The sequence below is a fragment of the Shewanella sp. SM32 genome (assembly GCF_025654235.1).
GTDB classification, from domain to species: domain Bacteria; phylum Pseudomonadota; class Gammaproteobacteria; order Enterobacterales; family Shewanellaceae; genus Shewanella; species Shewanella oncorhynchi.
Map to the genome: position 1 here is coordinate 23,450 of NZ_JAKKRO010000020.1, position 24,658 is coordinate 48,107.

Genomic DNA, 24,658 nt, shown 5'->3' on the forward strand with positions numbered 1-24,658 from the left:
TTAGCTAATACTAAGTTAATCAGGATAAAGTCAGGGAAGTATGCTCGCTATTGTTATCACGCTTATCCTAGGAGTTGGCGCAATTACCTGGCTACTGTCGAGTCGTTGGCGCAGGACCTTACATCGTCGACGAGTCACGATGAAACCTTTTCCAAAAGAATGGCGCAGCATTCTCAAAAAAAGACTGCCTTACTTCCATGCTCTACCCGCAGATCTACAACTGCAACTCAAACGACATATCCAAATTTTCATCGATGAGAAAGTCTTTATCGGCTGCGATAATTTTGAGATCACGGATGAAGTAAGAGTCACAATCGCGGCCCAAGCCTGTCTACTGCTACTCAATCGTAAAACCGACTTTTACCCCAAACTGAAACAGATTTTGGTCTATCCCGATGCCTTTATCGTCAATAATCAACATAAAGACACTAGCGGTATCGTGTGGGAACAACGCAATGTGCTGGCAGGGGAATCATGGGAATACGGTAAAGTTGTGCTCTCATGGAGAAATACTTTAGACGGCGCCGCCGATCCCCATGATGGTAATAATGTCGTAATCCATGAGTTTGCCCATCAGCTCGATCAAGAAGATGGCCAAGCCAATGGCGCACCCATTCTGCAGCATTTTGCCGACTACAGCACTTGGTCTGAAGTGCTAAGTAGGGAATTTACCCAGTTACAACACAGTGCAAATTTTGGCACCCCCTCATTATTTAATTATTATGGTGCGACTAATCCCGCTGAGTTTTTTGCCGTCATCACCGAAGTCTTTTTTGAGAAACCAGAGGATTTTTACCAACAACACCCAGACTTGTATAGAGAACTGAGCCGCTTTTATCAACTCGATCCGATAAACTGGCATTAACCCATAAATGTAGAGGCACGCAAAATGCTCAAAGACACTCATGCATTCTCAGTTAAAGGTTCCAATATTAATCGCGCTACCTTGGGGTTACTGCTCAGCGCGTTAATGCTTGGCGGCCTTAATGTAAGCGTACAGGCACAGGACTCGCTAACACAAAGCACTCAAACGACTTCGAATCCTGATCAACAAGCGGCGGCTCACGTATTAGATTTACTCAACCAATATTCAAGCGATGCCAATTGGGATAAATACTTTGCCCTGTACCGAAAAGACGGCATTTTTATTGGCACGGATGCGAGTGAGCGCTGGGGAATGGCGGAATTTGAACGTTACTCCCGCCCCACAAAAGGTTGGCGCTATGATTTAACTGAGCGTCATTTAATCCAACACGGCAATGTCATATTGTTTGACGAGTTATTAAATAGTCCAGCCTATGGCGTCAGTCGAGGAACAGGCACTTTAATCAAAACCAATGGCAACTGGGAAATAGCGCAATACCATTTAAGCTTTCCCATTCCTAATGAGGTAGCCAAGCAAATAACTGCCGAGATTAAAGCCGTAAACAAACAATAGCGCAGCACTCCCCAAAATACGGTTTGAAAGAGTGCAATTCCGAAAGAATACAGTTTGAAATTAAATCACTAAAAGTAATCACTTAAGTTATACCACTATCTCAAAGACACAGTAAAACACACATTCGCCAATTGGGAGAAGTGGATGAAACTTTGAAAATCCACGTCTTCAAATGCCCTTTCCGAAGGGCCCCTATCCGCATAATAAAACCCGATCACTTTACTATCGACTAATAATGGTGCTAATAAAAAGCCTTGACGTGACACATGTTGCGCTTGTAATTCTTTACACTGCTCTTGCCATTTCTTAGAGCTAGGATCATCTACCCAAAGCGGTAACTTATGCTCCATCGCTTGGTAAAATAATCCCCGCCTATCGCTCAAATCGATAATAAACTCTTGCTTAATGGCATCTGCATCACGACCTAATATCACCCTAGGTTGAAGTTGTTTACGGCTTGGTGACAATAACAGCACGCCGCACCGGTCAACGCCAACGCCCTCAAGTATACCTTCGAGAACCGTTTGCATGATTTGGTTAAAATCGGCTTTATTAATGGCGAAGCCTGTTAATTCTCGTAGCTTAGCTAACTGAATATTCAAGTTAACTTGATAGACAGGCATATCTAACGGAATGGGAAGTGGAACAGGTTTAACTGTGACCATACGCTTAGGATCTGGTAGATAGTCTAGCAACACCTTAGCACCATATACTTCAGCTAACTTATGGGTCGCATTCGCGCAGCGTTGCATCCGCACCATAAACTCATTTTCTTCTAGTCCAGTAAAACTCGCCGCTTGCGTGATACGTTTCCCTAATTCCTGCTTATCAAGATTAGGTTGAGATAAAATATCGCAGAGCTTATCCGCAATAAAAATAGACCGAATTTCAGGTCTTTGGTCTTCAGGATTATTAACTGCATGGACCAACAGTTCTCCCAATCCCCAATTGCGGGCAATACTTTGAGTTAATAGTGAAAAAGAAGTGCCGAGGGCTTCGCGGGTTATACTTCGTTCCTCTGCTGGCGTTGCACATTCAAGTAGTTTTAGATCTAACTCTTCGGTGAACTCACCACCAATACTCCAAAAAGCACTCTCACCTATGTGATACAGCAAAGAGGCTATAAAAGCTTCCTCCTGCATTTCTTCGTCATAATGGCTCAACATCATCCGTGCAATCATGGCGGCTTGAAATGCTTTAGCCATCAACTTTATTAATCTTTGATATACGTTAGGTGCCAAATTTTTACTCTCTAACAAGCTTGAGAGTAACTTGGCTGTGATACAGATATTTCGCACCGCATCGAAACCAAGCACTATAGCCGCTCGGCTGACAGTAGAGATTTGGCTACTACCTTTATGATAAATAGCGCTATTAGCAACTCGAAGAATACGAGAAGTTAAGGCGTTATCGTGCATCACGCTACGCCCGAGTAATGCGAGAGAGGAAACGTCATCCTTGGCGAGCTTTTCTAGCGATTTAACAGTCGAACACAGTGCTGGCATTTCCAATTCACTGATCCGATTTGTCCAATAATCGACCCCTTTATTAGTATTGTTATTAGGTTTCAACCTAAAGTTACCTTAGCGATATAATCTTGTTGTTTTTAGTATAGATAAACGCAAACATTTCGCCTGTTGTCTAAAGCTTGTTTTAGAAAATCATTCATTAATTGCTTAATAATTCAACATTAAGCAATGCCTGCCTATAAAAATGCCCAAGACAAAGCTCGGGCATTTCAGTAAAACAGGAAATCAATCCACACTTAGGCTTTGAGGTACTGCTTAACAACACGCAACACTTTATCTATGTCCTGACGGCTGACATCTTTATGAGTCACAAGCCGAAGCGTACGCCCTGGGCTTATCAGAATGCCTTCCGCTCGACAGTGTTTAGCCAATAAGTTCGCATCAATATGGGATGCTAATGTAACAAATAACATATTAGTTTGTACTGCGGCTAAATTGACGTCAAACTCACTGAATTCTGCCAACTGCCGAGCTAAGTACGCCGCATTGTCATGATCTTCACTAAGCCGTTGTACTTGCTCAGTTAAAGCAAGCTTACCTGCAGCGGCAAGTATCCCAGCTTGACGCATGCCACCACCAAGCATTTTACGCCAACGAATGGCTTTCTTAATCAAGCGTTCATCACCTAAGAGTAATGAGCCGACTGGCGCACATAATCCTTTGGATAAACAAATCGACACTGAATCAAAGTGCGCCGTGATATCACTTATTGCAATATTCTGCGCAACCGCAGCATTGGCAACTCGCGCACCATCTAAATGAATTTTTAATCCGCGATTAAAGGCTAATGCCTGCGCGTCCGCCAAATAGCTTTGCGGGAGAACCTTACCGCCAATCGTATTCTCTAAACTAAGCAAACGAGTACGAGCAAAATGGATATCATCAGGCTTAATTGCGGCTTCAATGTCAGCTAATGCAATAGTGCCATCTAATTGATTCATTAAAGGTTGAGGTTGAATGCTGCCTAGGACAGCGGCGCCGCCGCCCTCGAACTTATAATTGTGAGCCTGCTGACCGCACAGGTACTCATCTCCACGATCACAATGGGCCATCAAAGCCAATAAATTTGCTTGAGTACCCGAACAGGTAAATAATGCACTTTCAAAGCCAAACATCTCCGCAGCCATATCCTGCAAACTATTTACCGTAGGGTCATCACCGTAAACATCATCACCCACTTCGGCTCTGGACATGGCTAACCGCATGGCTGCTGTTGGCTGGGTAACAGTATCACTGCGTAAATCTATCATCTAGTCCTCAACTTAAAGTTTGGTTGGCGCATAATGGGCTCAAGACTCTAGCGCTAAAGGCTTATTTTGTATAGTTTATCGTCATACTTGTCGACAAATTTACCGATGTAGAACCTCGCATATACTTGAAGCAAGTATCGACATACTGACATCTACTAATAAAAACATAAATATACTCAAGATCTTGCCGATATCTATCTGTCGATGTATGGACGCTTGTACGCGTTTAGCTTGGCGAAAAGAGTCTTACTCGTTAGAATGCCACACTAAGATGGTCATGCTACAACAATGCGATCGCTTTAGTAATTTTGACTAATACTTATCGTTCAATAGGTGATTTGTAGTGAAAAACTCCCAATCTCGATGGATTCAGCTAGCGCTTTTGCTATTAAGTTTAAGCCTAACATCACAGGTATTTGCTTGGTCTGACACTGACCGAGATGGAGTGCCAGATATCAAAGATGCCTGTCCTAACACAGAGCCAAATACACCTGTTATGGCTAATGGTTGTGTGGAAGAAGTCGCTGTGGAAATGACTGCATCACCAGTTTGCGATATGAGTCATTCAAATGCTGAGTTAAACACAGATTGTCATAATATTTCTGCAGCTATGGTGTATTTTGAATTTGCCATTGCCGAGATTGACTTTTCTCAATGGAAAACTTTAGCCTTAGTAAAAGCATTCTTAGAAACAAATGATGCTGAATTAACCTTAGTAGGCCACACAGATATCGTTGGTACACCAGAGTTTAATTATCAACTATCACTTCAGCGAGCTCAAAATGTAAAACGTATTTTGGTTGAAGATTATGGCTTTAATCCAAATCGCTTTATCGTAATGGGTAAAGGTATATCTGAACCTGTAGCGGACAATCGTTCTAGCGAAGGGCGCAGTTTAAATCGACGAGTAGAATTTATCGTCAATAATAAATAGTTTTTGTTAGCGTATATTTAGGGAGTTATTCAATGGAAAACCTCGAAGGTTTATTAAAGCAAGCACCAGATCTGATTGTGACTTATGGCTTAAAAACATTATTCGCCATTATCATCTTCTTTGTTGGTAAATACTTTGCGGGCGTAGCACAGAAGCTTGTTCGTAAATTACTTAACAGCCGTAAAGTTGATCCGACAGTCGTTTCATTTGTCGCAAATCTCGCTTGGGCAGTGGTATTTGTTTTCGCGGTTATTGCCACGTTAGGCCAAATTGGTGTACAAACCGCATCACTGGTAGCCGTTATCGGTGCTGCAGGTTTAGCAATAGGCTTAGCGCTACAAGGTTCTCTGTCTAATTTTGCATCGGGTGTATTAATGGTGTTATTCCGCCCTTGCCGCGTAGGTGACTATATTGAAGCTGCAGGTATCGCCGGCACTGTTGATGAAATAACCATATTCTCAACCAAGCTTCGCACTCCTGATAATAAAGTTATCGTAGCGCCAAACTCATCTATCATGAATGGCACTATCACTAACTACTCAGCAATGGATAGTCGTCGTATCGATTTAGTGATTGGTGTATCTTATTCCGCCGATATTGCACTCACTAAAAAAGTATTGACCGATATTTTAGATAACAACCAGTATGTGTTAAAAGATCCAGCATATACAGTTGGACTTTCTGAATTGGCTAGCTCTTCAATCAATTTCGTGGTTCGTCCTTGGGTAAAAACATCTGATTATTGGACTGCACGTTTCCAACTGCTTGAGCAAATAAAAAATGCATTAGACGCTGCAGATATCGGTATTCCATTCCCACAAATGGATATCCATGTCAAAGAATTACCGCTAAGCAAATAACAATTAGTGGATAAAAAAGGTCGGTAATTACCGGCCTTTTTTTATGGTTCTACGCATCATTTTAGCGTACCTTAATGGACAGATATTAGCGAAGGCACAGATATTCATGTGTGAGGAAATCCAATGCAAAAATATGTTTCATTTTTAGCCGCAAGCTGTATTTATAGCCTAGTTCTGATGAGTCCCAATACACTCGCCAGTGAGAAAACACAGGTTTTAATGGGTGACAAAACAGTCACATTAGAAGGGAAAAGACCAAAATTGTCGCAAATGGCGCCGGGGTTTAAAGTCGTTGATGAGCATTTCACGCCAGTGATGCTAAGTGATTTTAAGGGTAAAACTGTACTGATAAGTGCCGTGCCAAGCCTAGATACAGGTGTTTGCGCACTGCAGACGAAGCGCTTCAACAGCGAAGTTGGCCATTTTTCCGATAACGTCATCATGCTAACGATCAGTACCGATTTACCCTTCGCACAAAAGCGTTTCTGTAAAGTGGAAAACGTAGATAAAATCAAAGTACTATCAGATAGCGTGTGGCGTGATTTTGGTGAAAAGTATGGTTTGTTAATTCAAGATTACGGCTTGCTGGCTAGAGCCATTTTCATCATAGATGCAGAAGGTAAGCTCCAATACCAAGAGTTAGTACCAAACATCACAGAGCATCCTAACTATGATGCCGCGCTTGAAGCCTTGAAAACCCTGCAAGCCCAGCAGTAATTCACCGCTAAAAAACAGGGCAGCCTTAGCTGCCCTTTTGTTTAACGGTTCTATTTCTACGATTTGGTTTTACGATTTAATGTATGTGCTGATCGCCACTGGATTGGTAGTCAAAGGTCGGCATAGACCAATGATATCGCAGCGCCAACATCCGTAAGCTAAAACCAACGCTTAAACAAATAACCAGATTAATCCATTCCGTTAACTGATAGGCTTTTAAGACGATATACAAACCTGCCGTCAGTAATGAAATCACCGCATAGAGTTCTTTTTTAAAAATCAAAGGCACTTGGTTACACAGAATATCGCGGATAACGCCACCAAAGACACCAGTGACCAATCCCATGACTACGGCAATTGTTGGGCTAAATCCCAGCATTAACGTCTTTTGTGCGCCCACGATGGAGAATACGGCTAAACCTAAGGCATCAATAGCCAAAAATAACTTAGACAGATAACGCATCACAGGGGCGATAGCGACAGTGAGCAAAGAAGCGAATGCAATCGCAATAAGGTAATGCACATGCTCAACCCAAATTAAGGGGTAATTTCCGAGCATCATATCCCTTAGTGTGCCGCCACCAATTGCCGTTGCGCAGCCAATGATCACCACACCAAACAAATCCATCTGCTTGCGGCCAGCCGCCAGAGCGCCCGTCATCGCCTCGGCAATAATCCCAATCAGCCAAAGTAATCCAATAATCTGCGTCTCATGCATCTTTGCTACTACCAACAACTCAAAGAATTGATTCTGCCTGATAACCTCTCAGTTCTATAATGATTTTATTTTGAATTCATCATTAGAAAAATTAATTCATCATCTTATTAATAATCTGATGCAGATTCCTACAACCTTATTAAGTTATAGAATAAATATTATACAAAATAGCTAGTTATAAAAATGTTACCTTTCACATTGTCATCTATGAAAATAGAATTTTTAATAAGTATTAATAACGTAAATCCAATCAGATGATAAATAACTGCAGATCATCTAATACCGTAGACAAAAAGCATAAAAATCAACCACAAAAAAGCGGCCCTTAGGCCGCTTAATGTTCATTCAAACTGAATCAGAACTATTTAGTGTCAGGCTTAGGTGGATAATTTGCCATTACACTGCCCACTGCTTGATTGATGATCTGTGCTCTTTCTTCTGGGGTATTTTTGTCGCGAATGGTATCGGCAACAGAACCACGCCAGATCAGTTTAGTGGTTTTATTATCAACCAAATCAATAATCAGGGTACCGACTTCATATTCTCTTACTGTGGTTTGGGTCTGCATATTGCCGCCCCACCCCCATCCTGGACCATAGTATGGGTTGTAGCCAAAATTACTATTGAAGGTATCAACATTAATCTTCTTATCAACTTTGGTCAGATAATTAACAAGTACATCAGCATCTTTTGCATCAACTAATGTCATCCCCTTACTCGCTAACTGGCTATTCACCGCTTCTCTGACCCGTTGATCCATCAAGCCATCTAGATGATATCCGGCAGAATCCGTTTTCTGAGCAACCCAAGCATAGGTTTTATATTGGGTAAAATTTGCGCTAGGGTCAAAATCCCAACCAGACTTCATCGAACTACAGGCACTGAGTGCCAACACAGCTAATGCTACAAAAATATTTTTCATCTTAATTTCCTCAGATGTTCGACCCGAACAAAGACAAGTATCAGAGATATGAATTTAGCTTACAGAGCAATAGCCTAATCTACAACTCAATTGATTAAAAAGCAGCATCTCATTCAGCTTGACTTCAGCAAAGCCAAAGATGATAATGATTATCAATTAGGATTTGAAGGGGGGTTGAAATGTTCTGGTTTATTAGCGCGTTTATGGTTGCATCTGCCATTTTTTTCCTTGCACCAGAAAAAATTTCTCTCGAGGCGAATAACGCAAAAATTAAACGTCATTTGCCTACCAGTTTACTGATATTACCCCTCTTAGTGCTTGGCTGGTTGGTTATTGATACCATTGCTAATGGCACTAACTATGCCACAGTCGCCGCATTTGGTTTTGTTACAACAGCCTGCTTAATTGCGTTACCTAAGTTACATAAATTTATTATGCCCAGTGCATTACTCACCGCTGTGGCGCTGATAGCCATGGTATTCATGCGAATGAATTGATCCTGAGCTTTAAGCTTACTTTTCAAAAATATGCTTACTTCCCTGCAAAGAGTTAGCATTTTGTATTGGCCACTTAAGGAGAATCCTCAAGTGGTCTTTTTTTACCTCCCAGAACCTCTGCAAATTTGATAAACTGAGTCGGTATAAGTCACCTTCTAATATCAATGAATGAAACCAATGAAAGCAGATCCTAATGTATCCTTAGTGTACAGCACCGACAAAGGCCGTATAAATGCAGAGCCCGCCACTAAAGCGATTCCGGAATCCGATGGCATAGTCAGGATCCATAGAGACAGTAAAGGCCGCAAAGGTAAAGGCGTTTCGATTATCTCTGGGTTAGGTCTCGATGAAGCAGCGTTAAAAGCAATGGCTCAAACCCTTAAGAAACAATGTGGTTGTGGTGGTACGGTTAAAGATTTCACTATTGAGGTCCAAACGGACAACCGCGAGCAATTAAAGCTATTACTTGAGAAACAAAACTACAAAGTTAAATTAGCTGGCGGTTAATCTCGCCCGACTTAGCAATATAGCAGCAAGCTAGATCAACTTAGCCACATCAAACGGAGTAGTTTAATGGAGAGTTTGCAGAACCATTTCTTAATTGCCATGCCCTCACTACATGGTACGTTTTTTGAACGCTCAGTCATTTATATCTGTGAACATGATACCAAAGGCGCCATGGGACTGGTGATCAATAAACCGCTCGGTATCGAAGTTAATTCGCTATTGGAACAAATGGATTTGCCAGCAGAGCAAGTCTCCGCGGATTTAGTGCCTAATACCAATGTCATGATGGGCGGCCCCGTCTCCCAAGATCGCGGCTTTGTGCTGCATACCTCTCAGCCCTATTGGGCCAATAGCACAGATCTGGGTTGTGGTTTAATGCTAACCACTTCCCGTGATGTGTTAACCGCGATTGGAAGCAACAGATCGCCAGAGAAGTTTCTCGTCGCCTTAGGTTATGCTGGGTGGAGTAAAGATCAGCTCGAACAAGAGCTTGCCGATAATTCTTGGCTCACAATTCCAGCAACGAATGCGCTCTTGTTTGACATTAAACACGAAGACCGTTGGCCACAGGCCAGCCGTGCTCTCGGATTTGATGCTTGGCAAGTTTCAGCTCAAGCGGGTCACGCTTAAGTCTATTTATTAATATAAGTCAGCACACTATGAATTCGAAAACCGTATTAGGCTTTGATTTTGGCACTAAGAGCATTGGTGTGGCTATAGGCCAAGAGATCACTGCCAGCGCCACACCGTTATTATCACTCAAGGCCGTCGATGGTATCCCAAATTGGGATCAGATAGGCGACTTAATCAAAGAGTGGCAACCCGACTTAGTCGTCGTTGGCCTGCCCTTAAACATGGATGGCACAGAGCAAGATATGACCCACAGGGCGCGTAAATTTGCTAATCGCATCAATGCTAAGTTCAAAGTCAAAATAGCCACTCAAGATGAGCGATTAACTACCACTGATGCTAAGGCCAGATTATTCGAATTGGGTGGGTTTAAGGCTCTGACCAAAGGTCAAGTCGATGCGGTGTCTGCCGTCCTTATCATCGAAAGCTACTTCGAAAATAACTTCAGCAAGTAATGCCACAATAAATAAAACTACAATAAAAATAAAAGGATAAGTTGCCTTATCCTTTTAGTTTGATGTTTAACCCGATAAATTACCAGATCAAAAATGTGGCTTCACTAAGTTGGCCATCATAGTAATGTGTGCATCATCATCGTTTAGTGCAGCGATGTAACGGAACTTCTCACCACCCGCCTCGGCAAAGAGATGACCATTCTCACCAACAATTTCTTCCAGCGTTTCTAAACAATCGGCGCTAAAAGCTGGGCAGACGATAGCAATATCACGCACGCCTTGTTGCGGCAACGCTTTCAAAGTCGCATCGGTATAAGGTTGTAGCCATTTGGCTTTACCGAAACGCGATTGGAAAGTCATGACAAACTCATCTTTTCCTAACCCAAGCTTTTCGGTAACCAGTCGAGTCGTTTTCATGCAGAAGCAGTAATACGGATCACCTAAATGCAAATTACGTTCAGGCATACCATGGTATGACAACACCAATTTTTGCGGTTTACCATGGGCTTCAAAATCAGCCGTGATCGAATTGGCTAAAGCATTAATAAAGTCAGCATTGTCATGATAAGTATTAATAAAATGCAGTGCTGGAATATAGCGCCACTTGGACAACTCAGCCGCAATCGCATCAAATGCAGAACCCGTAGTTGGCGCCGCATATTGGGGATACAGAGGTAACACCACGATTTTATCTATGCCATTTTGATGCATATTCTGCAAGGTGCTAGCAACCGACGGACTGCCATAACGCATGGCTAAATGCACAGAAACATCATAGTTATCAGCTTTAAGCTTATCCGCTAACTTTGCCGTTTGACGCAAACTAATGTCCATTAACGGTGAACCTGCCGCAGTCCATACCTTTTGGTATAACGCTGCCGATTTTGCTGGCCGTACCCGCAAAATGATCCCGTGTAAAATCAACATCCACACTAGCTTAGGGATCTCGACGACTCGGGGATCCGCTAAAAACTCTGCAAGATAACGTCTAACAGCAGATGCTGTGGGTGCATCTGGAGTACCTAAATTCAACAACAACACGCCTACTTTGCCGCGCTGCCCGTGTCCAACTTCTTTGGATAAGCCTGAAAATTTAGCCAAAACAGCCTCTTAATTAATAAATATTAGTAAGATTAAAGTACAGATTCTATCGCTTGCTTAAGCTCTTCACTATCTGGCTTCACTTTAGAATTGAACTGTTGCACAACCGCGCCATCACCGCTGACGACATACTTATAAAAATTCCACTTAGGCGCACCAGTTTTTTCGGCTAAGTATTTGAAGACACTATTAGCGTCACTACCACGTACTGGCGATGTCGACAGCATAGTAAAGGTGACACCGTAATTGATGTAACACACCTTAGCCGTATCTTTCTCATCATTTTCTTCTTGGAAAAAATCATCCGATGGGAAACCAATGACCACTAAGCCTTTATCTTTGTAGTTTTCATGCAATGTTTCGAGCGCTTTAAACTGCGGGGTGTAACCACAGTTACTGGCCGTGTTAACAATCAACACTGGTTTTCCCTGAGTCAATTCACACAGATTAACTGTCTCTTCAGAATGTAATTTTCGTACTTCAAGGTTCAGATACTCGGGACAAGTGGCCGCCATAGCGCCAACACTCATCAAGCTCGCTGTCATAGCGAATATCATAGGTAATTTTTTCATTGCTTTCTCCTTTACCAGTACATTACGCAAACGCACTAGGTAAAGATCATATTGAATTAAAAAATAAAAGCTATGGATAATGGCAACATAGCGATGAAGTAGAACCGATTGAGCTGAACGAAAATCTAATACACAAACAAAAAGCAGCCCATAAAGAGCTGCCTAACCCAGAACCTGACTATCGCGTTAGTCCATGTCTAAGGTGACACCTTCCATAAAACCTGAGCCCGTGGATTCTTTATTCTGCAATTTAATCATCAAACGTAAATCGTTTGGTGAATCAGCATGGTGCAGCGCATCGGCGTAACTAATCTCGCCATCGACATAAAGTTTCAGCAAGGCCTGATCGAACGTCTGCATGCCCTGCTCGTTGGATTTTGCCATGGTTTCTTTGAGCAAATGCAGCTCGTTCTTCGCAATTAAACTCGCCACCCTTGGGGTGTTAATCAATACTTCAATCGCGGCGCGACGCCCTGTGCCATCGACTTTAGGGATCAATTGCTGCGCCACAATACCGCGTAAATTCAATGATAAATCGAACAATAACTGTTGATGCTTACTCTCAGGCACGAGATGCATAATCCGGTCTAACGCTTGGTTGGCGTTGTTGGCATGCAAGGTTGCCATACAGAGGTGACCCGTTTCAGCAAATGACAGCGCAAACTCCATCGTCTCTTGGGTACGGATTTCACCAATCAAGATCACATCGGGAGCTTGGCGAAGGGAGCTTTTTAGCGCCGCATCAAAAGACTCAGTATCTATACCCACTTCACGCTGAGTGATTATGCTTTTTCTGTGGTCGTGAACGAATTCGACCGGATCTTCAATCGTGAGAATATGACCGCGAGCATGACCATTGCGATAACCCACCAAGGCCGCCAAGGACGTTGACTTACCCGTTCCCGTTCCGCCTACCATAATGATGAGGCCACGTTTACTCATCACCAGATCTTTTAGAATAGGCGGCAATTTTAAATCATCGACATCAGGGATTTTAGTCTCAATACGGCGCATCACGCAGCCAGGCGATTCACGCTGCCAAAAAGCGCTCACCCGAAAACGACCTAAATCCTTTGCCGCAAAAGCGAAGTTACACTCACGAGTGGAATGAAACTCTTGCTTCTGCGCCTCTGTCATTAACGACTCAACAAAATCCAGTGATTGTGCTGGTGTAAACGCACTTTCTGCCAAGGGACGCAATTCACCGTCAATCTTGGCACTCGGCGGAAAACCCGCTGTGATGAACAAGTCGGAGGCTTTGCGTTCCACTATCACTTTTAAAAACGGACGAACATCCATCATAAATCCTTAAAATGTCGCTTGTTTATTCGAACTCTTCGCCATTGCATCTTCACGGGTGATAAGACCGCGATTGACTAAGTTCTGTAAACATTGCTCTAAGGTCTGCATTCCATGGGCCATACCTGTTTGAATTGCCGAATACATCTGCGCCACTTTGTCTTCACGAATTAAATTGCGGATAGCGGGCGTGCCCATCATGATTTCATGGGCGGCGACACGGCCTCCTCCCACCTTTTTAATCAGGGTTTGCGAAATAACCGCTTGCAGCGATTCAGACAACATAGTGCGCACCATGTCTTTTTCACCGGCGGGGAATACGTCGACCACACGATCAATCGTTTTCGCGGCAGAAGTAGTATGCAAGGTACCAAACACTAAGTGGCCTGTTTCAGCGGCGGTCATCGCCAAACGAATGGTCTCAAGGTCACGCATCTCACCGACTAAAATCACGTCTGGGTCTTCACGTAGTGCGCTTCTAAGCGCCGCATTAAAGCTGTGGGTATGGCGGTGAACTTCACGTTGGTTAATCAAACATTGCTTATTTTGGTGAACGAATTCGATAGGATCTTCAATGGTTAAGATATGATCATGTCGATTTTCATTCACGTAATCCACCATGGCGGCAAGTGTGGTACTCTTACCCGACCCCGTAGGTCCAGTCACTAGGACTAATCCGCGAGGGAAACTGGCAATTTTTTTAAAAATTTCCGGCGCACCTAATTGCTCAAGTGACAAAATGTCACTTGGAATGGTACGAAACACAGCCGCTGCACCACGGGATTGATTGAATGCGTTAACACGAAAGCGTGCAAGATTAGGGACTTCGAACGAGAAATCGATTTCTAAATGTTCTTCGTAGTCCTTGCGCTGCTTATCATTCATTATGTCGTACACTAAGCTGTGTACACCTTGATGATCGAGCGCGGGCAGGTTAATTTTTCTCACTTCACCGTCAACACGGATCATGGGAGATATCCCTGCAGAAAGGTGTAGATCCGAGGCTTTGTGTTTTACACTAAATGCCAATAACTCAGTGATTTCCATCGTTTGGGATATCCTTGCAACTAGATAATTACATCATGACAACAATAGCAGACAGACTCGCAATCGCCCAGCGCAGGATCACACAAGCAGCGCAAAAATGTGCCCGCCACCCCAGCAGTATTCGCTTACTTGCCGTCAGCAAGACTAAACCTATTGAAGACATTATAGCAGCCTACCAAGCGGGTCAGCGTTGCTTTGGCGAAAACTATGTCCAAGAAGGCGCTGAAAAAATTACTGCGCTCAAGGGGGATTTCCCAGACATAGAATGGCATTTTATCGGCCCACTCCAATCCAATAAAACCAGCATAGTCGCCCAGCATTTCGATTGGATGCATACCGTTTCACGCGACAAAATTGCCCTACGTCTCAATGAGCAACGTCCGGCCGAATTGGCGCCATTAAACGTCTGTATTCAAATTAATATCAGTGCTGAAGACACAAAATCTGGCATAGATGCGGCTCAAATGCTGCCACTGGCCGAACTGATAGCTCAGCTACCTAACTTAGCACTGAGGGGCCTAATGGCAATTCCAACGGCTACCGCAGATACAGAGTTACAGCTTAAAGAGTTTTCCATGTTAAACAATCTATTTCAAGAACTTAAAACGCATTATCCCGCTGTAGATACGCTTTCAATGGGGATGAGTAATGACCTAGATACAGCGATTAGCTGCGGTTCAACTATGGTGCGTATTGGCAGTGCCATTTTTGGTGAGCGCAATTACGCTGCGTAAAATCCACGTTCGGCATTTAGTTAGAGGTCAGTTTAACCTTGTTTTTAGCACTTTATGCCCAAATACTGTATTTAAGAACACCGAACATTAACGATTTAAGAGCAATTAGCGAGAGTCGATAATCAGGCTCAGTCATTCAAATGACTAACCGTTTTATCATCTTAATTTAAGGTGAAGATGTTACAAGTTAACGGTTAACACACTGAAGAGAATCAAATGGATCAACAGAAAATCTGCTTTATCGGTGCCGGCAATATGACGCGCAGCATCATCAGTGGCTTAATCAATAGCGGCTATCCAGCTCAACTCATCCAAGCGACTAATCCCAGCCAAGGTAAACTTGATGCACTAAAAGACGATTTTGGGATTTTGGTTTCTCAGGATAATTTGGCAGCGGCGCAAGCTGCCGATGTAATAGTACTTTCAGTAAAACCACAATTGATGCAACAAGTTTGTGAAGCATTACAGACAGTCGAGCTGTCGAATAAGTTAGTCATCACTATCGCTGCGGGCATTAAAGCAAAGCGATATACCGACTATCTGGCACAAGACATCAAGCTTATCCGCGCCATGCCAAATACGCCGATGCAAATTAGTGTTGGTATGACTGGCCTCTATGCGCCTCAAAGCATTACTACCGAGCAGAAAGCCATTTGCGATCGTTTGATGTCAAGCGGCGGCGAAATAGTGTGGGTAAATGAAGAGTCAGATTTAGATCAAGTGATTGCACTATCGGGCAGTTCACCGGCTTATTTCTTTTTGCTAATGGAGTCTATGATAGATGCAGGCAAAGAAATGGGAATGGATGAAACAAAAGCCAGAAGTTTAGTGCAGCAAGCTGCGCTTGGCGCTGCTATGATGGCAAAGCAAAACCCACAACTGACCTTAGGTAATTTAAGGGAGAATGTTACTTCAAAGGGCGGCACCACCGCACAAGCGCTGGCGACATTTGAAGCTGCGGATATGCGCGGCTTAGTAAAAAAAGCCATGGAAAACTGTATTAATCGTGCAGAAGAAATGGCTAAAACATTTTGATCCACTAACACGTTTTTATATCGAACTTTAATAGGTAGAAATCTCGATGAATGCATTTACCTTTTTAATCACCACTCTATTCGATCTCTATTTGATGGTAGTGATTTTGCGGATTTGGTTACAACTGGCAAGGGCTGATTTTTACAATCCTTTTAGCCAATTTATTGTTAAAGCAACTCACCCGCTCATCGCACCAATGCGCCGTATTTTGCCTTCCTTAGGGCGATTTGATACCGCATCTTTCGTCCTCGCATTATTGGTTGTGATAGCCAAGCTGCTACTAATTAGCCTCATTGCGGGCGGTGGCATAGACATACTGTTATTTTTGCTGTTTGCCGTTGTATCTGTGGTCAAAAAAGTAGGGGTACTGCTGTTTTGGATGCTATTAATACGCGCAATCTTAAGCTGGTTTAACCAAGGCTATAATCCCATTGTAATGATTATGGGTCAGTTAACTGAACCCGTATTAGCACCAATACGTCGTATCATACCGCCAATTGGTGGTTTAGATTTATCCGTAATGCTGGTCATTATTGGTATGAATTTCCTCAATATGTTACTTGCTCAATATATCCCTTATTGGGCAGTGATCTAATGAGTGCAGTGACTTTGCAGCAGGGTGACTTGCTGCTCAATCTCTACATTCAGCCTAAGGCCAGCCGCGATCAAATTGTAGGATTGCACGGTGATGAGCTAAAAGTAGCCATCACTGCGCCCCCCATAGATGGCAAAGCGAATGCCCATTTAAGCAAGTACTTAGCAAAAGCTTTTAAAGTGCCAAAGAGCGACATTCACATAATAAAAGGTGAACTTGGCCGACATAAACAAATCCGCATTATTGACCCTAAGATCATCCCAAGTGTCATTACTGAACTGATGGGGCAAGATAGTGAAAGGTAATTCAGTTGAAAGATCACTCAGTTAAAAAATCGTACAACTGAAAACGAATTAATCCTTTGAATACTATTAATTTATTGGAAAAAATAGTCACGGCGGCCCTATAATCCAACATTCTCTAATATGAGGTATCCCATCATGTTCCGTAATCTTCTCGCTGTATTAGCCCTCACGGCCAGCCTTTGCGGTGTTGCAAATGCCGAGCAAAAAGAAACTGTCGGCAATTTTGATATTCATTACATAGCACTTGGCAGTACATTTTTAACGCCTAGCATAGCCAAATCCTATGGCATTAAGCGCAGTAGCTACACTGGCATCATCAATATTGCCGTATTAGATATTAGCGAAGCAAATAAGCCCGCAGTACCCGTTGAAATTACTGGAGTTGCTAATAATTTGTTAGATGCGCGAATCAATCTAACGTTTAAAGAGATCCGCGAAGGTGATGCGATTTATTACATTGCCGAAGTGCCCTACCGCGATGATCAAGAAATCAACTTCAATATCGCAATTAAATATGGCAATCAACTGAACACGAACTTACAGTTCAAGCAAAAATTCTACGTTGAATAAACCTATTTTATACCTTTGTTGGCGTTGCTTTCCTGTAGCGCCAACCCCTTTCCCTGTCCTTTACTATTGAGCTTGGGTATCATAGTGCCAACGCACGTCGCCCCATTTATGATAGGTATTCCATGCAACAAATCGTCCTCGCCAGCGGTAATAAAGGCAAACTTGCCGAATTTGATCAAATACTCGCAAGCTACGGTGTCACTGTACTGCCGCAGAGCCAGTTTAATGTCAGCGAAGTAGCAGAAACGGGTACCACTTTTGTAGAGAATGCCATTATCAAAGCAAGGCATGCCGCCGAAATCACCGGACTTGCGGCCATTGCCGATGATTCGGGTTTAGAAGTGGATTTACTCCAAGGCGCTCCAGGTATTTATTCAGCGCGTTACGCGGGCGAAAATGCCAAAGATCAAGACAACGTATTGAAACTACTGGAGACGTTAAAAGACCAGCCAGCACCTCGCGGGGCAAGATTCCAATGCGTACTGGTATATATGCGCCATGCGAAAGACCCTACCCCGATTATTTGCCAAGCCTCATGGGAAGGCCAAATCGACTTTAGCCAACGCGGCGCCAATGGCCATGGTTACGATCCGATTTTTATCCCTGAAAATTATCAATGTAGCGCGGCAGAGCTGAGCAGCAAAGAGAAAAATGCCTTAAGTCATCGCGGTAAAGCCCTAGTGCAACTCATCGCCGCCATGCAAGCCCAAGGCGTGTTAACTGGCGGGAATGCACAATAATGTCGTCAACTGCTGTGACTACTGCGATGAAGCTCGAACTGCCGCCACTCAGTCTGTATATCCATATTCCCTGGTGCGTACAAAAGTGTCCTTACTGCGACTTTAACTCCCATGGTCAAAATGGTGAGCTGCCACAAGAAGCCTATGTTGATGCGCTATGGGAAGACTTACGCCAAGACTTACATCTCGTCCAAGGGCGGCAGCTCCATACCATCTTTATCGGTGGCGGCACGCCATCATTATTCGATGCCAAACAAATCAAACGCATACTCGATGGTGCTAATGCGCTAATTCCCTTTAGTGACAATATCGAAATCACTATGGAAGCCAACCCTGGCACTTTAGAACACGATGACTTTAGTGCCTATCGTGCAGCGGGCGTCACCCGTTTATCTATCGGGGTGCAGAGCTTTTCTAAGGATAAACTCAACTTACTTGGACGTATTCACGATCAAAACGAGGCACAAGTCGCCGCTCAAAAAGCCAGCCAAGCGGGATACTTGAGTTTTAACCTCGATTTAATGCATGGATTACCCAATCAAAGCTTTGCTGAAGCTATGGCCGATATCGACACGGCAGCGGCGCTGAATCCGCCACACCTATCTTGGTACCAGTTAACGATTGAGCCCAATACCCTATTCCACTCAAAACCGCCACAGCTGCCCGATGACGAAGCGCTCTGGCATATCTATGAGCAAGGTCAACAAAAGCTGGCCGCATTAGGGTATGAGCAATACGAAATATCCGCCTATGCAAGACCAGGTTACCAATGTAGGCACAATCTCAACTACTGGCAGTTTGGTGATTATCTAGGCATAGGCTGTGGCGCCCACGGCAAAGTGACGCTGCCAGAAGAAAACCGCATCATACGCACAGTAAAAATTAAACATCCCAAGGGATATCTGAGTGCCCACAACTACACCTTCGAATCGATTGAAGTTGCAGAGGAAGACCGCGCGCTCGAATATTTAATGAATCGCCTGCGTCTGATGACACCTATTCCTAAGCAAGAATTTGAACTGCGTACCGGACAACACAGAGACACATTGACCGAAGGAATGGAAAAGGCCAAACAACGCGGTTTACTCACAGAATCCGCTGAACATTGGCAATTAACCAGTAAAGGTCATATGTTTGTTAATGATTTACTGACACAATTTTGCTGAGTTAGCCGTTAAAACATATATATAAATAATGTGTTAGTAACAAATAGTGCCGTTTAACACTATTACTGCTAACACATTTTCTAACACTAATATCCATACATTCTTGTTCCGCTTCTTTAGTATTGATGCAAATCAATCTAGGAAGCCTGATCATGCCAATAAAAACTAAAATCAGCTTAGTCGCACTGACCCTTTCAGCTCTACTGACCATTCCCGCGTATGCAGCATCAACTGCGCCAGCCTTACACAGTGCAAGCGAACCTGTGAATGCAGTAGCGCAAACCGAATCAGAAAAAGCCAATGCTCTGTTCGAAACCATCTTCATGGAAAACATCATGGCGAGCCCCATTTCGCAGACCTATATGGGGATCAAGCAAGACTATGATAAATGGGATGAACTGGGTGATGCCGCCGATGATAAAACCCTAGCGCGCACAAAAAAACAACTGGAGCGGGTCAATCAGATTGATGCGGCCAAGCTCGATCCACAAACAAACCTCAGCCTTACCTTACTAAAACAAAATCTGCAAAATGACATCGAAGATGACCAATGGCGCTATCATAATTATCCTGTAAACCAAATGTATGGCGGCCACTCTATGATCGCCTCCTTCTTGATTAACCAACATCAAATCACAGATGTCAGCGATGCTATGGCCTATATCAGCCGCTTGAATGGCGTTCCCAAACGCTTAAATCAACTACAGACAGTATTAGCCGTTCGCGCAGATAAAGGCATTATCGCGCCTAAGTTCGTATTCGCTTATGTGATTTCAGACAGCCAAAACATCATCAAAGGCGCGCCTTTTGATAAGGGCGACGACAGCGCGTTACTCGCAGATTTTCGCCGTAAAGTGAACGCATTAGCGATTAAAGAAACGGAAAAGCAAGCACTGCTTCAACAGGCTGAGCAAGCACTCGTTACTCAAGTCGAGCCCGCCTATAACAAACTCATCAGTTACGTAAAAACCTTAGCAGCCAAAGCTGATGACCGCGATGGTGCGTGGAAACTCCCTAACGGAGTCGCCTATTACAATAATGCCTTGGCACGTACTACGACGACAAACATGAGCGCCGATCAAATCCATGACTTAGGCCTTTCTGAGGTGGAACGTATTCACAATGAAATGCGTGCCATCATGAAGAAGGTCAATTTTAAAGGCGATTTGCAGCAATTCTTTAGCTTTATGCGTGATGATCCCCAGTTCTACTACCCCAATACCGCCGAAGGCAAAGCCGCCTATTTAGCTGAGGCGACTAAGTTCATCGACAATATGAAGTCGCGCTTGGATGAAGTGTTCAAAGTAAAACCTAAGGCCGCCATGGTAGTGAAGCAGGTTGAAGCCTTTAGAGAAAAATCTGCTGGTAAAGCCTTCTATGAACAACCAGCACCGGATGGTTCTCGTCCAGGTAGCTACTATGCAAACCTATATGACATGAAAGCCATGCCAAAATACCAAATGGAGGCGCTGGCCTACCACGAAGGTATTCCGGGTCACCATATGCAGATCGCCATTTCCCAAGAACTGCAAAATATTCCTAAGTTCCGTAAGTTTGGTGGCTATACCGCGTATATTGAAGGCTGGGGTTTATATAGCGAATCTTTCCCAAAAGAAATGGGACTCTACGCCGATCCTTACTCTGACTTTGGTCGCCTAGCAATGGAGTTGTGGCGTGCCTGTCGCTTAGTCGTTGATACTGGCATCCACACAAAAAAATGGACCCGCGAGCAAGGCATTGCCTATTACGTGGATAATACGCCAAATGCTAAATCGGATGCGGTGAAAATGGTTGAACGCCATATCGTCATGCCATCGCAAGCGACAGCTTATAAAGTAGGTATGATTAAACTACTAGAGCTAAGACATAAAGCAGAGCAACAGCTTGGCAGTCAATTTGATATCCGCGACTTCCATACGCTAGTACTTGCTAACGGCGCATTGCCACTGGATGTGTTAGAACAACAAGTCGATCTCTGGATAGCCAGTAAGAAGGCCTAATACCCTAATGTTTTAATGCCTTAATGCTGAGTCGTGAAGCATTGTTAACCTGCTTCACGACTAAAGCGACATATATAGCTACGCCCAATAAAAAAGCCACTCGAAAGTGGCTTTTTTATTGGTACCATTATCTCTTTAGATAACAGAACCCTTCTCACTGTGGGTCACTATATTTGTTGCATTAATATATGCTTTAGCACTCGCCTTCACATCATTTAACACACAGTTGCGACTTTAGGGTACAGGGAGACAAAACTTGTGCTCAAGGCTGCAAACCATCAATAAAAAAATTACCTCAGCGATAAGGCTGAGGTAAACCAAAAACTAGGATGATGGTTTAAAGAGCCAACATTGTTTTAGTTCTCAAACTTCTGTTGGCTGTGATCCAAAACTGCATTAACGCCGACCTGTATACAAAAATTGAAAGGGGTCATTTCCAATAAATGTATAGGACTCAGGTCATTCCGAATCAACTATTACCCATTGTATTCAATTAAGAACAGAGTTCAAGGATGTTATAAAAAAGTGCTTTAGGAACCCCTAAAAAACCATCAACAAATGTACTCATCAACTCAATCTAAAGCATTGATTTTAAATGACTAGAAAAGTGCCTGCCCAATTTAAAATCGCATAAGACTGCTTTTAAGAACAATGTTTCCTATTTTACTGACGTTTACTGAATAATTCTACATAGGGAGCATCCCAATACGGTGGCGTTCCTATGTGATCTTTGATGAATTCGATAAAAGAACTGACCTTAGGTGCTAAGTGCTTACGACGGGGGTAAACCGCCTGCAATGGCAGATGGTGGGTCAATTGCCAATCCTTCAGTAAAGGCACTAATGTCCCTTTGGCAATTTCATCTTCCATCAAATAACTCGCAAGATACACAACTCCAAGACCACTGATTGCAGCAGATTTTAATGCAGGCGCATTATCCACCCTGAAATTACCCGATACGCCAATTTCACAGTAGTCATCACCCTTCTTAAATTGCCACATGCTGTGCTCGTGCCACTCGCCTTGATAGACCAAACAGTTGTGGTCAACTAACTGCTCAGGTCGAGTTGGCTCGCCATGTTGAGCAATATAGCCAGGCGAAGCAACTAACAGGAATTGGCACTTCATCAGAGGTCTAGCAACCATGCCAAGTGGTAATTGCTCAGACATAGTTAACAGTAAGTCTAAGCCTTCGCTCACGACATCCACTTTATGGTCCAGTAAGCTCACTTGTAGCTCAAGCTCAGGATGTTTTGCCATAAAAGATGGCAACGCAGGAATGATATGCATCACCCCAAAGGATTGGGAAATCCCCACCTTGAGCACGCCGCGGGTCGCATCATTTAAGTTATGCACGCTGGCTATCGCTTGTTCAGCGTCACGCAGCAGTTCTTCACCTTGCAGATACAGCAAATGCCCTGCTTCAGTCAGGCTTAAGCTGCGGGTGGTACGTTGAATTAATTGAACACCAAGTCTATGTTCAAGATCGGCGACTTGTGTACTGACCTTAGACTTAGAGATCCCAAGCCTTCTTGCGGCGGCACTAAAACTACCTGCTCTGGCCACATGAGTAAAAATCGCAATAGGTTCTAACAGTTCTAACATGGAAGTCGCCTTAAGCTGTTTACGACAATGATATTAACTTTCGGTGAGCAGCTATGGTTAGCGTAATCATCGCTTAAAAATAACCATAGCATTGATATCTCGCATCAAAATGATATAACGCAGAGATTTAGACCGAAAAAGTCCACTAAAGTAGGGGGTTATATCTGACTGATATGCCAGCTTTTAATTATATTTTAAGAGTATACCAAATATTCGTCTCTAGACTGTAACATTCCGAACTAAATCGCTGCAAGCCTAGCCTATAAGCCACATCAACTTAGCCATAAGGGTTGTCGCCACGATTAAACAGTAGTCAATAAAAAAGCCCCTAGTCGATAAATTGACTAGGGGCGTAGCATTCAAGTTTGACTCATGCACAAGGAGATAGAAGTTATTACAGTTAAAACTAAGGGCTATTCGCAAGGATTATTTACAAGAACTATTTGCAAGAACTATTCACGCAGTTCCTTGGTTGAGTTTTGTGTCAACACATAAGGCGCGAGTTCTGGTACTTCTTGGCGCAATTGATTTTCAAGCACTAACAGATTTTCAAATCGGTCGCACAAACGGTCAGCCCTAGCTTCTAATCCCTTAGATTGGCTCTCAATTTGTTGCTCAATATCTTGGCCTAAATTGTCCATTTTTTTGGAGAAGGTATCCATCTTGGCTTCAAAATTTTCACCGCCACCAGACATGATTTGGCCACCTAAGTTCATCATAATTGCGCCAATTGAATTCTGGACAATTTGTTCCATTTCCTGCTCGAATTCATCGTTAAATGTACTTTGCATCGAGTCTTCAGTCGCCCCTAAATAGAAGCTATCACCATTCTTGTAAGCCACTGAATCAACACGCTTTTGAATGCCAGCCATCATTTCATCAAATTTTGCACCAGCAGCATCACCCATTAAAGGTGTTAAGGCCATACCAACAGCTTTGGAAGCAAGAGATACTGCCTCATTCACCAGTTCAATCACTTCTGGCACTTGAGTCGAAACTTCATCGGCATATTGAGTAACCAATTTTTTCTGCTTGTCGGTTAAGTTAACTTGCTTACCTTCCACAAATAACTTGTCAACTTCGATACGATACTTTTCTGTGCCCTTCTCGCTCATGACCAATTTTTTAGGCTCGACCATAACGTCATAATTTAAGGAGACTTCACAGCGCTCATCTATTTTTGGCTCTGTTTGTGCTTGCGCCAGCTGTACGCTAGATGCTCCTAAAATCACGCCAGATAATGCAAATCCAGTTAATAACTTATTTAATTTCATTTTTGTTCGTCCTTTAATCTGAATAATTCGATAAACCTAAACTACTGAATAGCTTATAGCAGGAGACATGCCAACTTTATAACGATATGATTATGTTGGATTTTTAAAGTTAGCACTAAAAGGTCATTAGCGAAATTCGCTAACATTTAGTCTGATAG

At 43.2% G+C, this 24,658-nt stretch carries 27 protein-coding genes; 17 read left to right on the forward strand and 10 right to left on the reverse strand.

Translation table 11 applies throughout. From position 1 onward, the window contains the following. Window positions 1-40 precede the first annotated feature (40 nt). Complete coding sequence (locus L5M10_RS10280; protein WP_263142356.1) at window positions 41-865, forward strand: zinc-dependent peptidase; 825 nt, start codon at window positions 41-43, stop codon at window positions 863-865. Between the two features lie 24 nt (window positions 866-889). Beyond that, the gene (locus tag L5M10_RS10285) at window positions 890-1,438 is read left to right on the forward strand and encodes a nuclear transport factor 2 family protein (RefSeq protein WP_219250972.1); all 549 of its coding nucleotides are present in this window, start codon (window positions 890-892) and stop codon (window positions 1,436-1,438) included. A gap of 95 nt (window positions 1,439-1,533) precedes the next feature. Here the strand turns inward: L5M10_RS10285 and L5M10_RS10290 are convergent, their stop codons facing one another. Then, window positions 1,534-3,009 (reverse strand): HDOD domain-containing protein, encoded by a 1,476-nt coding sequence (locus tag L5M10_RS10290; RefSeq protein ID WP_263162160.1) that lies wholly within the window; start codon window positions 3,007-3,009, stop codon window positions 1,534-1,536. A gap of 194 nt (window positions 3,010-3,203) precedes the next feature. Continuing rightward, window positions 3,204-4,217, reverse strand: a complete 1,014-nt coding sequence (gene ltaE, locus L5M10_RS10295) for a low-specificity L-threonine aldolase (protein WP_113939426.1) — start codon at window positions 4,215-4,217, stop codon at window positions 3,204-3,206. Between the two features lie 343 nt (window positions 4,218-4,560). Between ltaE and L5M10_RS10300 the strand changes: the two genes are divergently transcribed. The 3 genes from L5M10_RS10300 (at window position 4,561) to tpx (ending at window position 6,728) form a co-directional block, all read left to right on the forward strand. Further along, window positions 4,561-5,151 (forward strand): OmpA family protein, encoded by a 591-nt coding sequence (locus L5M10_RS10300; protein WP_263181285.1) that lies wholly within the window; start codon window positions 4,561-4,563, stop codon window positions 5,149-5,151. Between the two features lie 32 nt (window positions 5,152-5,183). After that, window positions 5,184-6,011 (forward strand): mechanosensitive ion channel family protein, encoded by an 828-nt coding sequence (locus tag L5M10_RS10305; RefSeq protein ID WP_028761273.1) that lies wholly within the window; start codon window positions 5,184-5,186, stop codon window positions 6,009-6,011. Window positions 6,012-6,134: 123 nt separating this feature from the next. Beyond that, on the forward strand, window positions 6,135-6,728 hold the full coding sequence (gene tpx, locus L5M10_RS10310; RefSeq protein WP_263181284.1) for a thiol peroxidase: 594 nt from the start codon (window positions 6,135-6,137) through the stop codon (window positions 6,726-6,728). A gap of 76 nt (window positions 6,729-6,804) precedes the next feature. Here the strand turns inward: tpx and L5M10_RS10315 are convergent, their stop codons facing one another. Together L5M10_RS10315 and L5M10_RS10320 are read right to left on the reverse strand one after the other, a co-directional pair. Next, window positions 6,805-7,446: a trimeric intracellular cation channel family protein gene (locus L5M10_RS10315; protein WP_263181283.1), complete on the reverse strand. Its 642-nt coding sequence runs from the start codon at window positions 7,444-7,446 to the stop codon at window positions 6,805-6,807. A gap of 361 nt (window positions 7,447-7,807) precedes the next feature. Beyond that, window positions 7,808-8,368 carry a DUF4136 domain-containing protein gene (locus tag L5M10_RS10320; protein WP_263255231.1) on the reverse strand — a complete coding sequence of 187 codons (561 nt, stop codon included), beginning with the start codon at window positions 8,366-8,368 and terminating at the stop codon, window positions 7,808-7,810. 179 nt (window positions 8,369-8,547) lie between these two features. On the opposite strand from L5M10_RS10320, the gene L5M10_RS10325 reads away from it, so the two are divergent. The 4 genes from L5M10_RS10325 (at window position 8,548) to ruvX (ending at window position 10,457) form a co-directional block, all read left to right on the forward strand. Continuing rightward, complete coding sequence (locus L5M10_RS10325) at window positions 8,548-8,865, forward strand: hypothetical protein (RefSeq protein ID WP_263181282.1); 318 nt, start codon at window positions 8,548-8,550, stop codon at window positions 8,863-8,865. 177 nt (window positions 8,866-9,042) lie between these two features. Next, window positions 9,043-9,372: a stress response translation initiation inhibitor YciH gene (yciH, locus tag L5M10_RS10330; protein ID WP_028761277.1), complete on the forward strand. Its 330-nt coding sequence runs from the start codon at window positions 9,043-9,045 to the stop codon at window positions 9,370-9,372. Window positions 9,373-9,438: 66 nt separating this feature from the next. Beyond that, complete coding sequence (locus tag L5M10_RS10335; RefSeq protein WP_263148735.1) at window positions 9,439-10,002, forward strand: YqgE/AlgH family protein; 564 nt, start codon at window positions 9,439-9,441, stop codon at window positions 10,000-10,002. 29 nt (window positions 10,003-10,031) lie between these two features. Beyond that, window positions 10,032-10,457, forward strand: a complete 426-nt coding sequence (ruvX, locus tag L5M10_RS10340) for a Holliday junction resolvase RuvX (protein WP_028761279.1) — start codon at window positions 10,032-10,034, stop codon at window positions 10,455-10,457. 87 nt (window positions 10,458-10,544) lie between these two features. On the opposite strand, the gene hemH is transcribed toward ruvX, so the two are convergent. The 4 genes from hemH to L5M10_RS10360 all read right to left on the reverse strand — a co-directional run bounded on the left by hemH (window position 10,545) and on the right by L5M10_RS10360 (window position 14,476). Continuing rightward, window positions 10,545-11,558: a ferrochelatase gene (gene hemH / locus L5M10_RS10345; protein ID WP_263181281.1), complete on the reverse strand. Its 1,014-nt coding sequence runs from the start codon at window positions 11,556-11,558 to the stop codon at window positions 10,545-10,547. Between the two features lie 32 nt (window positions 11,559-11,590). Next, entirely contained in the window at window positions 11,591-12,130 is a 540-nt protein-coding gene (locus L5M10_RS10350; RefSeq protein WP_263181280.1) for a glutathione peroxidase, read from the reverse strand. Between the two features lie 186 nt (window positions 12,131-12,316). Next, the gene (locus L5M10_RS10355; protein WP_028761282.1) at window positions 12,317-13,429 is read right to left on the reverse strand and encodes a PilT/PilU family type 4a pilus ATPase; all 1,113 of its coding nucleotides are present in this window, start codon (window positions 13,427-13,429) and stop codon (window positions 12,317-12,319) included. A gap of 9 nt (window positions 13,430-13,438) precedes the next feature. Continuing rightward, window positions 13,439-14,476 (reverse strand): type IV pilus twitching motility protein PilT, encoded by a 1,038-nt coding sequence (locus L5M10_RS10360; protein WP_006082517.1) that lies wholly within the window; start codon window positions 14,474-14,476, stop codon window positions 13,439-13,441. A 35-nt stretch (window positions 14,477-14,511) separates the two neighbouring features. On the opposite strand from L5M10_RS10360, the gene L5M10_RS10365 reads away from it, so the two are divergent. From L5M10_RS10365 to L5M10_RS10400, 8 genes are all read left to right on the forward strand, one after another. After that, window positions 14,512-15,210, forward strand: a complete 699-nt coding sequence (locus L5M10_RS10365; protein ID WP_028761283.1) for a YggS family pyridoxal phosphate-dependent enzyme — start codon at window positions 14,512-14,514, stop codon at window positions 15,208-15,210. A 216-nt stretch (window positions 15,211-15,426) separates the two neighbouring features. After that, window positions 15,427-16,245 (forward strand): pyrroline-5-carboxylate reductase, encoded by an 819-nt coding sequence (gene proC / locus L5M10_RS10370; RefSeq protein WP_173497619.1) that lies wholly within the window; start codon window positions 15,427-15,429, stop codon window positions 16,243-16,245. A 46-nt stretch (window positions 16,246-16,291) separates the two neighbouring features. Further along, the gene (locus tag L5M10_RS10375) at window positions 16,292-16,840 is read left to right on the forward strand and encodes a YggT family protein (protein WP_263255232.1); all 549 of its coding nucleotides are present in this window, start codon (window positions 16,292-16,294) and stop codon (window positions 16,838-16,840) included. Further along, the gene (gene yggU / locus L5M10_RS10380) at window positions 16,840-17,145 is read left to right on the forward strand and encodes a DUF167 family protein YggU (protein ID WP_219233939.1); all 306 of its coding nucleotides are present in this window, start codon (window positions 16,840-16,842) and stop codon (window positions 17,143-17,145) included. Before L5M10_RS10375 ends, yggU begins: the two co-directional genes overlap by 1 nt. Window positions 17,146-17,280: 135 nt before the next feature. Next, window positions 17,281-17,715 (forward strand): DUF4426 domain-containing protein, encoded by a 435-nt coding sequence (locus tag L5M10_RS10385; RefSeq protein ID WP_263255233.1) that lies wholly within the window; start codon window positions 17,281-17,283, stop codon window positions 17,713-17,715. A gap of 122 nt (window positions 17,716-17,837) precedes the next feature. Beyond that, a complete protein-coding gene (gene rdgB, locus L5M10_RS10390; protein ID WP_263181279.1) occupies window positions 17,838-18,455 on the forward strand; it encodes an RdgB/HAM1 family non-canonical purine NTP pyrophosphatase in 618 nt (205 codons plus the stop codon). Next, window positions 18,455-19,621 (forward strand): radical SAM family heme chaperone HemW, encoded by a 1,167-nt coding sequence (hemW, locus tag L5M10_RS10395; protein ID WP_263181278.1) that lies wholly within the window; start codon window positions 18,455-18,457, stop codon window positions 19,619-19,621. The genes rdgB and hemW overlap by 1 nt, the downstream gene beginning before the upstream one ends. Before the next feature lie 152 nt (window positions 19,622-19,773). Beyond that, complete coding sequence (locus tag L5M10_RS10400; protein ID WP_263181277.1) at window positions 19,774-21,621, forward strand: DUF885 domain-containing protein; 1,848 nt, start codon at window positions 19,774-19,776, stop codon at window positions 21,619-21,621. Between the two features lie 663 nt (window positions 21,622-22,284). Here L5M10_RS10400 and L5M10_RS10405 read toward each other — a convergent pair. Continuing rightward, window positions 22,285-23,226: a LysR family transcriptional regulator gene (locus L5M10_RS10405; RefSeq protein WP_006082526.1), complete on the reverse strand. Its 942-nt coding sequence runs from the start codon at window positions 23,224-23,226 to the stop codon at window positions 22,285-22,287. Between the two features lie 452 nt (window positions 23,227-23,678). Then, window positions 23,679-24,500 carry a YggN family protein gene (locus L5M10_RS10410; protein ID WP_263181276.1) on the reverse strand — a complete coding sequence of 274 codons (822 nt, stop codon included), beginning with the start codon at window positions 24,498-24,500 and terminating at the stop codon, window positions 23,679-23,681. Between the last annotated feature and the right edge of the window lie 158 nt (window positions 24,501-24,658).